10 protein-coding genes are annotated in these 10,514 nt (G+C 67.3%); 8 read left to right on the forward strand and 2 right to left on the reverse strand.

Translation table 11 applies throughout. The features are described 5' to 3' along the window. Positions 1-1,322, forward strand: a 1,322-nt coding sequence (locus tag WBP48_RS12350) for a DUF4012 domain-containing protein (RefSeq protein WP_424440847.1), incomplete at its 5' end; no start/stop codon positions are given. A gap of 255 nt (positions 1,323-1,577) precedes the next feature. Here WBP48_RS12350 and WBP48_RS12355 read toward each other — a convergent pair. Beyond that, positions 1,578-1,817: a hypothetical protein gene (locus WBP48_RS12355; RefSeq protein ID WP_424440849.1), complete on the reverse strand. Its 240-nt coding sequence runs from the start codon at positions 1,815-1,817 to the stop codon at positions 1,578-1,580. A 207-nt stretch (positions 1,818-2,024) separates the two neighbouring features. Between WBP48_RS12355 and WBP48_RS12360 the strand changes: the two genes are divergently transcribed. The 4 genes from WBP48_RS12360 to WBP48_RS12375 all read left to right on the forward strand — a co-directional run bounded on the left by WBP48_RS12360 (position 2,025) and on the right by WBP48_RS12375 (position 7,062). Then, positions 2,025-3,557 carry a response regulator transcription factor gene (locus WBP48_RS12360; protein WP_424440851.1) on the forward strand — a complete coding sequence of 511 codons (1,533 nt, stop codon included), beginning with the start codon at positions 2,025-2,027 and terminating at the stop codon, positions 3,555-3,557. A 72-nt stretch (positions 3,558-3,629) separates the two neighbouring features. Further along, positions 3,630-4,490 carry a helix-turn-helix domain-containing protein gene (locus WBP48_RS12365; RefSeq protein WP_424440853.1) on the forward strand — a complete coding sequence of 287 codons (861 nt, stop codon included), beginning with the start codon at positions 3,630-3,632 and terminating at the stop codon, positions 4,488-4,490. Between the two features lie 281 nt (positions 4,491-4,771). Next, positions 4,772-5,896 carry a hypothetical protein gene (locus WBP48_RS12370; protein ID WP_424440855.1) on the forward strand — a complete coding sequence of 375 codons (1,125 nt, stop codon included), beginning with the start codon at positions 4,772-4,774 and terminating at the stop codon, positions 5,894-5,896. Between the two features lie 56 nt (positions 5,897-5,952). Next, positions 5,953-7,062, forward strand: coding sequence for a hypothetical protein (locus tag WBP48_RS12375; protein WP_424440857.1), 1,110 nt, complete (start codon positions 5,953-5,955; stop codon positions 7,060-7,062). Positions 7,063-7,277: 215 nt separating this feature from the next. On the opposite strand, the gene WBP48_RS12380 is transcribed toward WBP48_RS12375, so the two are convergent. Then, positions 7,278-7,844 carry a hypothetical protein gene (locus WBP48_RS12380; RefSeq protein WP_424440859.1) on the reverse strand — a complete coding sequence of 189 codons (567 nt, stop codon included), beginning with the start codon at positions 7,842-7,844 and terminating at the stop codon, positions 7,278-7,280. A gap of 475 nt (positions 7,845-8,319) precedes the next feature. On the opposite strand from WBP48_RS12380, the gene WBP48_RS12385 reads away from it, so the two are divergent. Genes WBP48_RS12385 through WBP48_RS12395 form a run of 3 tightly spaced genes read left to right on the forward strand, consistent with a single transcriptional unit; the run spans position 8,320 to position 10,480 of the window. Continuing rightward, positions 8,320-8,952 (forward strand): transposase, encoded by a 633-nt coding sequence (locus tag WBP48_RS12385; RefSeq protein WP_424440861.1) that lies wholly within the window; start codon positions 8,320-8,322, stop codon positions 8,950-8,952. Next, positions 8,897-10,243, forward strand: a complete 1,347-nt coding sequence (locus tag WBP48_RS12390; protein ID WP_424440865.1) for an IS256 family transposase — start codon at positions 8,897-8,899, stop codon at positions 10,241-10,243. Before WBP48_RS12385 ends, WBP48_RS12390 begins: the two co-directional genes overlap by 56 nt. Before the next feature lie 12 nt (positions 10,244-10,255). Continuing rightward, positions 10,256-10,480: a hypothetical protein gene (locus WBP48_RS12395; protein ID WP_424440863.1), complete on the forward strand. Its 225-nt coding sequence runs from the start codon at positions 10,256-10,258 to the stop codon at positions 10,478-10,480. The last annotated feature ends 34 nt before the right edge of the window (positions 10,481-10,514 follow it).

Genomic DNA, 10,514 nt, shown 5'->3' on the forward strand with positions numbered 1-10,514 from the left:
CCGCGGTGGATGCCGCCGCGGAGACCCTCGCCGGCATCGACCGCGTCGGGCTGATCGGCCAGGTCACGGCCGGACTCGACGAGCTCGACGGCGTCATCGCCCAACTGCAGCCGGTCATGGGCCCCGCCCGCGACACGCTGGCGCTGCTGCCGGGGCTGCTCGGAGCGGACGCGCCCCGCAACTACCTCGTGCTGGCGCAGAACAACGCCGAGTCGCGCGGGACGGGGGGCAACCCGGCATCCTTGATCATGATCCACGTCGACGACGGGGCGATCTCGATCGCCCAGCAGGCGTCGAGCGCCGACTTCGACAACGGGCGCGCGACGCCGATCACCGAACTCGACCCGCAGACGGTCGCACTGTACGGCGACAAGGTCGGCCGCTATATGCAGGACGTCACCACGACGCCGGATTTCACCGAGTCGGCGCGCGTCATGGGGGCCTTCTGGGCCGAGAGCTTCGGTACCCCGATCGACGGAACAGTCTCGATCGATCCCGTCGCGCTCAGCTATCTGATGGTGGCGACGGGCCCGGTGACCCTGCCCAACGGCGATGTGCTCACGAGCGAGAACGTCGTGTCGACCCTGTTGAACGATCTGTACTTCCGTTACCCCGACCCCGAGGTGCAGGACGCCTACTTCGCGACGGCGGCCGCGGCGGTCTTCGACGCTCTCACCGGCGTGCAGCATCCGCGCGCTCTCGTCGATCAGGTCGTCCGCGCGGCGGACGAGGGACGCATTCTCTATGTGCCGACCGTTCCGGCCGAGATCGATGCGGTCGCCGGCAGCCGCCTGTCGGGAAAGCTGCCGGCCGACAACGGCGAGGTCACGATGGTCGGCTCGTACGTCGACGACATCACCGAGGGCAAGCTCGACTACTACCTCGACACGGCGCTGACGGTCACCTCCGACGTGTGCACGGTGGATGCCGCGACGGCGCCGACCTTCACCGTGTCCACGACACTCACCTCCGCGCTGCAGCCGGGTGACGTCGCGGGTCTGGCGCGATACATCTCGCCGGCGCGGTTCTTCCCCAAGGGGACGATCAGCACCGACCTCGTCGTCTACGGCCCGGTGGGAGCGAGCTTCGCCTCGGCGTCGGTCGACGGCGCGGCCGTGGCCGCGACGCCGGTCGAGCATCTGGGCCGGCCCGCCGTGAGGATCAACGTCGTGAACGATCCCGCCACCGTGCGCGAGGTGTCGGTCACCTTCACCGGAACCGCGGGAGCGGCCTACGGACCCATCGAGGCGTGGCACACCCCGATGGTCCGCGCCACGCCGGTGACGATCGACGTGCCGGGCTGCGCGGCTGCCGCGGGCTGAGCGGCGGGCGGCGGACTCGGGCGACCCCCCTCAGCCATAGCCGCAAACGCGGGGGACGGGCGGCCGGGCTGGAGGGGGGCCTGAGTCCGCAGCGCCCGCCACGCGTCTGGGCGGAGACACGCGCAACCGGGGGGGTGGTCGGCGTCTGAACACGACGGACCTGACACCGGTATACAAGACGCGGCCTCGGCGCGTCCGCACTTGTTCCAGAACGTAACGCATCGTTAACGACAGCGCCAGACCTGCGGGCGCCTCCTATGGGCGGAGCGAGGCGTGGCCCGCGCCCACCGTCCCCGCCACGCCCGTGACGATCGACAGAGGTGGCTGTGGCGCTTCGGAGGGCGGAGCGGCCAGTGCGTCCGCGGAGACCTCGTCGACCGAGGAGACGCCGTCGCGATCACGCAATCCGATGGCTCTGCCCGTCAGAGTGGCGAGCAGGAATGCACTCACGGCCCACGCGATGGCGGCGGTGGCGAACCAGACAACACTGTCCATGTCGAGCTCCCGGATGAGGAGGTTGTTGCGAACAAGTGTACGTCCGTCGCAAGTGTTTCGCGATGAGAAACTTCCCATCCGCGCGTATCGATTTCGGTTCACTCCACCGTGCGAGCCGCCGCGGGCGGCTGGTTCCCGATGGCTCCCGTCGCGTAGGCTAGAAGGCCATGGGTACTCTTCTGTCGATACGTGGCGGACGGGCTCGCGATGACTCGCATAGGTAGAGGTGATGTCGTCGCCGCGGTGCGCGCCGCGGTCGGCCGGGGAGACGATGTCGAGGTCGGGCGCCTGATCGCGGCGCATCCGATCGAGATCTGGTTCGGCATGACTCCCGCCGACGTCCATGACGTGGTCGACTCGCTTCGACCGGGGGTGTTGCCGGCCAACAGCGTCGCGGCGTTTCTCATGACGATGGCGTCAGGTGAGCCGCTGGAGGGCAGGATCGCTTCCGACCCCGCGTGGGCGGCCGCGCTGGTCGCTGACGAACAGCTGCGCACGGCGTACGTCTTTCTGCAGGCCACACAGGCCAGGGTCGCCGGCGACCCGGTGCGCGCCTACGAGATCCTCGCTCCGTTGATCGCCTCGCCACCTCGTTCCAGGCTCTATCGCGACACCTCCGGGGGACTCGATGCGATGGTGCTGCTGCAGGCCGCGCTGGCGGCAGCGCTGGCCGGATTCGTGCGGGAGGCCATGGCGCTGTACGACAGGGTGCTGCTGAACGCGCCCCGTGAACCCGCGCTGGCCTTCTTCATCAGAGAGGCGTACGTGCGCAGCGCGCTGCTGATGGGACTCTACGGCGACCGCGCAGACGCGCGCGCACGACTGCAGCACGCGCGGGAGGTGGAACGCACCGGCAGCTGGGTGGAACACCTGCTTGACGCGGAGGCCGTGCTCGTCGACGCGCTGCTCGCACCGCCCGAGGACCATCGCGCCGCCGTGGAGCGCGTGCTGGCATTGCCCCTGCAGTACGTCGGGGAGCAGTGGCCGTACTACGTGAGCGTGCTGCACCGGCTCACGGTCGCCACCGGGTTGCGGGCGCGCGGGCGCGAGCGCATCGAGACGTTGGAGGCGAGCGGCATCGCGCCACCCCCAGGGGTGGCGTCGGGACTGCCGGGCAGTGTCTTCGCCATCGCCTATGCATGGGACGATCTCATGACCGGAGACACGGCGGCGGCGAGAGCGCAACTCGACCGCGCCGATCCGACGCTTATCGCCACTCGGTTGCTGTCGGCGTTGCACGCGGTGTTCACCGGAGCGACGCAACGCGCGCTTCAGCTGTCGCGGGCCGTCTCCGTCGACACGCGTGGGTTCGAGCAGGTCGAGTCGATGCGGCTCACGGTGATCGCCGCGGCTCACTTTGTCGCGAACGAGCGGGACGAGGCAGCGGTGGCGCTGCACCTGCTCGCGCCGCTGCTCGATACCCACACGATCTCGTTCCTCAGAGGGTTGTCGGTCGAGCTCGCCCAGTTCGCCGCCGACAACGTGGTGGGATGGCCCCGCCTCGACGATGTGCCTGTGGGCCCCAGCGTGGTGGGTCTGCTGGACGGAGGACTGCTGACGGCGCGCGAGCTGGACGTGCTGCGCGGTCTCGCCGCCGGCAGGTCGCGCGAAGAAGTGGCGGCTGCCCTCTTCCTCTCCGTGAACACGGTGAAGACGCACCAGCAGTCGCTCTACCGCAAGTTGAAGGTATCGAGCGGCAGCGCAGCCGTCGCCGAGGGCATCCGCCGCGGCCTAGTCTGACCGGAGGGCGTTGCAGCACGTCGTTCCTGGGTGAGCGGGGGGGTGAATCGCGCGACTTTCACGGCATCCGTCATGATGGATGCGCTGGAATCTCGGGAGGGAGGACGCGTGAGTGAGGTTCGGGACGAGTCGTCGCCGAGAGGCTCTCGCCGCGCGCCCGAGATGCGGCTGGGGGAGACGAGCATCATCGAATGGATGCCGTCGGCGCGGGCCCTGGACGTGCTCCGCGAGGGCTACGTGCACTTGCATATCGTCGCCGGAGGCAATCTGACCCAGGGTTCGGTTGCCGATGCCCGCGATCAACTGAGCGTGGGGAGTGCTTTCTTCACGCGCGGCGCCGGGCTGACCCTGCGCACCTCGGAGGATTGTCGGTTGATCACCGTGTCGGTTCCCTCTGACCTTTTCCCCGGGAGCAACGGCTATGAGCTGGAAGGCGTACAGGTCGTTCGCCGGGACTCAGGGCTGCTCCCGCCGGTGCGCGCGTTCATCGCGCAGGCGCGCGGGATAGATGCTGCAGAGCTGTCGGGCGTTGGTCGCTACTATCTCGAACGTCTGCTGCAGGAGATGGTGCTGGCGCTTGCGGTTAAGGTCGATCGCCTTGCCGGGGTTCCCCGGACCCCCGACGCCTTCGCTCGCGCGCTGATGATCATCGCGGCACAGTGCGCTGACCCAGAGTTGTCCGCCGCATCGATCGCCCGCCATCTGAACCTGTCGCTGCGACAGTTGGAGCGGGTCTTCCACGATCGGGCGACGACGATCGGCGTCGAGGTGCGGCGAGCGCGTGTGGAGCACGCGCTCGCGTTGCTGCGAAATCCGGACTACGACGCGTTGAGTGTCGATCAGATCGCTACCTACTCCGGCTTCAGCAACGGCTCCAGTCTCGCGCGCGCGATGCGCGCCGCTGGGCATCCGTCACCGTCGTCGGTGCGCTGACCGGGCACTCGGCGGGTCTTCGCTCTTTAGCCTCGTACGTGCGCTCATAGGAGGCACGCACGAAACCTTCCCGGACATCTTGACGTCAGGCGAGACGTCCACATGGCTTCGGTGGAAATGGTCGCCGTGACCGCCGGTAGCCTGGAGACGGCGGTTCCGTCCGGGAGCGCGCCCAATCGCGTGTTCGACGGCCGGGGGACTCGATGGAATCGCAAGGGGATCTGTTTTCCGAGAGCACCACCGGCACGAACAGGCCTTCAGTCGGGGACGATCGCGAAGCGATGCGGCGCGACATCGCGGCACTGTTCGGACCCGTTTCCGACGGTGGCCCGATCGCCCCCGCACAACGGCTGGATGCCGAATCGATCGCGGAGGTGTTCACTCGCCCCGTGGCGGTCGTTTCCGCCACCGGAGTATCGGGTGGATACGCGACAGGGGAACCCTCTGAACCGACCTTGCCCCCACCCGTGCCGGCCCCGCGGACACCGCGACCGCGCTCGCCGTGGATGCGCCGCGGGATCATCGTGGGGGCGGCGGCGGTCGTGGTTGTTGTTGTCGTCGCGGTTGTCCTCGTCGTCGGTACCTTGAGATCGCGCGCCGAACTCACCGCCGCGCAGGAGCAGTTGGCGAGCCAGCGGGCAGAACTCGCCGACGCGCAGCGAAGCCTCGATGTGGCCGGCGAGCGGCTGCAGGCTGCCGTGTCCGCCGGGATCACCGAAGCAGATGAAGTGGATGCCGCGCTCGCAACGGTCACAGGGTACGTCGATGAGGGCGCGCGCGCCGCCGCGGTCGCCGCCGTATCGGCGTACCGCACCGGGCTCACCACTCTGCCAGCGGCTTCGACGGCCGCGGACGACGACGTCAAGGTCGATGAGACTTCGTCATCCGCCATTGCTGAGGGAATCGATCGAATGCGACGGCAAGCCGGCGACGTGACTGACGACGCAGATCGACTTACGGACGCATTCGCCGACGTTGGCGATCTCACGGCGACCCTCCGCGCGGCGTTGGTTCCGTTCGGCGACGCCGTCACGGCAGCGGCCGCGACGGAAATCGAGGAGGCGCCCGATGCCGATGAGGCGCTGCAGCAAGCCGTTAGCGCGGCCGCCGATGCCATCACGGCTGCGCTGGCGGCGGGCCGGTCGGCGGCGCCGGAGATCACGGCGTTCCCTCCGACCGTCGACACGATGCGAGCCGACCAGCACGCCAAAGATCTCGCACTCGAAGAGGCGCGCCGGAATCAGCGATTGAACCAGACACGACCGCCGTCGACGACTCCGGTCACCCCGACGCCTGAGCCCAGCACGCCGAGCGAGTCGAGCGACCCCGTGGAGACGGAGCCGGTGCAGCCTGACCCGCCCGAGCAGACACCCGCACCAGAGTCAACGGGAGAAGTCGTGCCGTAGCACGCCGGTGCACCCGTGGAGAGGCGCGGGTGCGCGCTCCCGGTAGGCTCGAACCCATGTCGCACACCCTCACCGTTGATATGCTCGGTGCCGCGATCGGCATCGACCTCAGTGGTCTGGACCCGGTTACCAGGCGACGGGCGCATGATGCGTGGGCCGACGCGCTGGCGCCCGTGGGCGTCTCGCCGGAAACGACAGTGGCTCCCGATCCGCGGCTCGACGGGCCTCGCGCGCTGGAGCAGCTCTCCCAACTCGTGACGCTCGCCGGCATCACCGCGCACCGAGGCACGATGTGGATGCTGCACGCCGCCGGCGTCGCCGATGCGGACGGGCGAGTGCTCGTGTTCGTCGGCCCGTCGGGCCGGGGCAAGACGACCGCTTCGATCGCTCTGGGGCGCGAGTTCAGCTATGTCTCCGACGAGACCATCGGCATCATGGCCGACGGCACGGTGCGCGCCTACCGTAAGCCGCTGTCGATCATCGAGCAGCCCGGGGGCAAGCCCAAGGTGCAGCGTGCGCCCTCGTCGTTGGGGCTGCGCCGTCTGCCAGAGGCGCCATTGACTCTTGGCGGGATCGTGCTACTCGATCGTCGCGAGGACGGACCGGAAGAACCAGAAGTGCAGCCTGTCTCGCTCGTGGACGCGATCGAGGATCTCGTCCCGCAGAGTTCGTCGCTCGTGGCGATGGATGCACCATTGCAGTTCATGGCGGCGCGTGTCGGGGAGACTGGCGGTCTCACGCGCATTACATACCGTGAGGCGGCGATGTTGCCGGGCGTGGTGGCCGAGTTGCTTGCGCGGCGCAACGATCCGATCGACGTCGTCACTCGGGCGCTGGCATCGTTTTCGGCATCAACGGCTGCAGATCCGGGCATGGTGCGGTACGTTCGGGCAGACACGGTGGACGCAATAGAAGAAGTTGGCCGTGACGTGATCGTCGTCTTGCAGCGCGGGCTTGACGACGGCGGCCACATCGGAGTGGTGCGTGTGCTCACGGGCATCGCTCCAGTGCTGTGGCGGTCTGCAGCCGGTGCGACCGTGCACGAGTTCGTGCAGGCCGCCGTCGAGGCGTATGGGCTTCCTGAGCCCGGTCGAGCCGAGCCCGAGCCGTTAGTGCGCAAGGCGCTGAGCGATCTGACCGCAACCGGGGTGCTTCGCGTGGAGTGAATGCCATATGAAACGAACGACATTCGGAGTGTGACGATCGAGCGGTCGTGCGCCTGCGTTGTAGGCTGACCGCTGGCCCTCCTCGGTTAGGGTGTTCAGGGCGCGCGACATGGTTGTGCTCTGTCATCCCAGGGCTAGCATACGGATGCGGGGCCCTGCCAAACGAAATGATCGTCGGGCGTGGCCCCGCATCCGCGGTCTGGTTGGTAGCGGCCTCAGACCTCGTCCTCGTTCGGCCAGAGCCCGGTCTGACCTGCGGTAGGCAGGTTCTCCCAGCTTGTGACGATTCGGAAGCTCTCCGCTGCCGGGACAGTTCCCGACGGTGCACCAGAGAAGACGACTGGAATGGTGAACGATGGAACAGCGTATGTTCCGGGCACCGAGGTCGTGATACCCGCCGGATACTGAAGGGTTACGGTCTTGCGGCCTTGCCCGTCGGGCCCAGCGATGGACGAAACGATCCAGCCGTTATCCAGTACGTCACCTTGGTCGACGGAGAAGGTGGGGTACACGGCTGGGACTCGGACCGCAACAGAGAGGGCGCCCGTAGACTTCGCAGTGCCTCCGCTCGTGCCGATTGCCGTCACGGAGTACGACGCGCCGGAGACGGTGACCGTTCCAGCGCCCTGGTTGTAACCGAACGACAGTGATCCAGCAGGCTGGAGGCTGTCGACGCTCGCGGCAGCGAGCGGCGCGGTTGCCGCAACTGCGACCACTGGCGCAGCCCACGCGGCGGCCTTGATGACGGTACGGCGGCTCGGTGCCGAGGACTCTTCGGTCATGGGGGCTCCTCAAGTAGGTGTTCGGGCGGGACATGCAAAGCGGTCGGCGTCTCCGTCGACCGTGGGTTTCACTGTTTCAGTCACGGTGTCGTTGAGCTTGTTGTCCGCGTCGGGTCTGTCGCGGAGCGATCCAAAGGTGGCGCCTACGGTATTGCTTCTGGGCGCGTCGCCAAACCTCCTGGCGAGTCCCCAGCCGTTCCGAGCGGGTCCGGGACGTCAACCCGGTCTATGCGGAGTTCCTCGAGCAATACGGCACGGCTGCGGTCCCCACGCACGCGTATCGTCCACGTGACTACCCCGAGGATTCGGTTATCCCGAGTCGTGGTCGTGATCCGCTAACCTCGGGCTTTCATCGTTGAGTGGTCTCGTGGCGGTGCCGTGAGTGTGGAAGGTGCTCCTGACCTGGGAGAATGGTTCTTGTCTAGGGAACTGTTCGCGCAGCGAGAGGAGCACCTTCAAGGTGAAGACTACCGGGGTGTATCCGCGTGTTCATGCTGACATCACCGATGTTGCGGCGATCGAGCACGCGGGCGGGGTGCTGCTGACCGAGACGATCCTTGCGACGGGCCTGGACCGAGCACTGTCTGGTGCGTTGAGGCCGTGGCGGAAGCCGTTCGCGGTGCATGATCCGGGCAAGATCGTCGGTGATCTCGCGGTCGCGTTGGCTCTGGGCGGGGACGCCATGTCGGATCTGGCGACGGTGCGAGCCGAGCCGGGGGTCTACGGACGGGTCGCGTCGGATCCGACCGTGTCCCGGCTGATCACGGCTCTCGCCGAGGACGCGGACAAAGTGGTCGCTGCGATCAGCGCCGCGCGTGCTGCGGCGCGGGCGGTCGCGTGGGCACTGGCGGGGCAGCATGCCCCGGATGCGGCAGTCACGCCGGATCGGCCGGTGGTGATCGATCTGGACGCGACATTGATTGCTTCGCTTTGCGCCAGGTCACCGGCTCCCACCGCTGCGCGGGCAACTCGAGCAGCTCTGCCGTTCAGGGGGTGTCAGATGGTCTGTGTAAGGGGTGCTTATCACCTCGAAGGAGAACATCATGGAGACCATGGCAGTCAGTCCGGAGCGCGAGGAGCGTCGTCGGCGTCAGAAGGAGCTTGCTGACTCGTTGAAGGCGTCGGGCGCGATGGACGAGATCTTCGCGAAGATCGACGCGGGCGAGGCGCTCACGGGCGAGTACGGGCTACTCGGGGGCATGCTCAAGGCCGCTTTGGAGCGCGGGTTGGACACCGAGCTGACCGAGCATGTCGGTTACGAGCGGGGCGACGCGGAAGCGTCGTTGTATCCGAACTCCCGCAACGGCACGACACCGAAGACCGTCTCGACCGAGGTCGGTGACATCGAACTCGCTGTCCCGCGGGACCGTAACGGGACGTTCACGCCAATGCCGGTCCCGAAAGGGCAGCGCCGGCTGGACGGCCTGGATGGGATGATCATCTCGCTCTACGCGGGCGGGATGACGATCCGCGATATCCAGCATCACCTCGCCTCCACGATCGGGACCGAGCTGAGCCACGATGCGATCTCGAACATCACCGATCAGGTCGCTGACGAGGTCCTCGCCTGGCAGACACGACCACTCGAGCCGCTTTACCCGGTGATCTACCTCGACGCGATCATCGTGAAAGTCCGCGATGGCGGGCACGTCCGCAACAAGGCCGCGCATATCGCTGTCGGCGTCGATATGGACGGTATCAAGCACGTCCTGGGGATCTGGGTGCAAGCTGTCGAGGGCGCGAAGTTCTGGGCCGCCGTGTGCGCGGAACTGGCCAACCGGGGCGTCCGTGACGTGCTGATCGTCTGCACCGACGGGTTGACCGGGTTCCCCGAAGCGGTCGCGGCGACCTGGCCGGAAGCGACCGTGCAGACCTGCGTGGTCCACCTGATCCGCGCGGCGATGCGGTTCGTGAACTACAAAGACCGCAAAGCCGTCGCCGCCGCTTTGAAACCGATCTACCAGGCCATCAACGAAGACACCGCCCTCGAGGCGCTCACCGAGTTCGCCGACTCCGACCTCGGGCGCCGCTACCGGTCAGCGGTCAAGACGTTCCAGGACGCGTGGGACCGGTTCACCCCGTTCCTCGCGTTCCCACCCGAGCTGCGCCGGGTGATCTACACGACCAACGCGATCGAGTCGCTGAACTACCAGCTCCGGAAAGTCACCAAGTCCCGCGGCCACTTCCCGAACGACGCCGCCGCGGTCAAGCTCCTCTGGCTCGCGATCTGCGACATCGAAGACAAACGCGCCAGAGACCGCGCCAAAGAACGCGGCAAACCCGCCGACCAGCGACGAGCCGAACCACGACTGGTCGAGGGTGCCGTGACCACGAACTGGAAGAAAGCCCTCGAACAACTCGCCCTGGCCTACCCCGACCGCATCCACCCCTACCTCTGAAAGGACACCGACATGAACCTCACCGGCTACCACGGCCCCTCCGGTTTCGAGCTACTCCGCGACGCACTCGACTCGCTCCGCGTGCTCGAGACCATCCTCACCGACGCCCAAGGCGACGCGATCGACGACATCACCGCGACCATCAACCGGCACGACATCTACCTCGGCGACTTCGACTCCCTCACCGGCGAGATCCGCGCCCAGATCAACGACATCGACTACTACTTCAACCACTAAACCAAACCGCTTACACAGAAAACTTGACAAGCCC

This window comes from Microbacterium sp. (genome assembly GCF_049661145.1).
Taxonomy (GTDB): Bacteria; Actinomycetota; Actinomycetes; order Actinomycetales; family Microbacteriaceae; genus Microbacterium.

What these genes read in the sequence shown, in the direction of transcription:
- WBP48_RS12390 (WP_424440865.1), top strand. Translation starts at nt 8,897, where the DNA reads ATGGCAGTCAGTCCGGAGCGCGAGGAGCGTCGTCGGCGTCAGAAGGAG.
- WBP48_RS12370 (WP_424440855.1), top strand. Translation starts at nt 4,772, where the DNA reads ATGCGGCGCGACATCGCGGCACTGTTCGGACCCGTTTCCGACGGTGGC.
- WBP48_RS12365 (WP_424440853.1), top strand. Translation starts at nt 3,630, where the DNA reads ATGATGGATGCGCTGGAATCTCGGGAGGGAGGACGCGTGAGTGAGGTT.
- WBP48_RS12360 (WP_424440851.1), top strand. Translation starts at nt 2,025, where the DNA reads ATGACTCGCATAGGTAGAGGTGATGTCGTCGCCGCGGTGCGCGCCGCG.
- WBP48_RS12395 (WP_424440863.1), top strand. Translation starts at nt 10,256, where the DNA reads ATGAACCTCACCGGCTACCACGGCCCCTCCGGTTTCGAGCTACTCCGC.
- WBP48_RS12380 (WP_424440859.1), bottom strand. Translation starts at nt 7,844, where the DNA reads ATGACCGAAGAGTCCTCGGCACCGAGCCGCCGTACCGTCATCAAGGCC.
- WBP48_RS12375 (WP_424440857.1), top strand. Translation starts at nt 5,953, where the DNA reads ATGTCGCACACCCTCACCGTTGATATGCTCGGTGCCGCGATCGGCATC.
- WBP48_RS12355 (WP_424440849.1), bottom strand. Translation starts at nt 1,817, where the DNA reads ATGGACAGTGTTGTCTGGTTCGCCACCGCCGCCATCGCGTGGGCCGTG.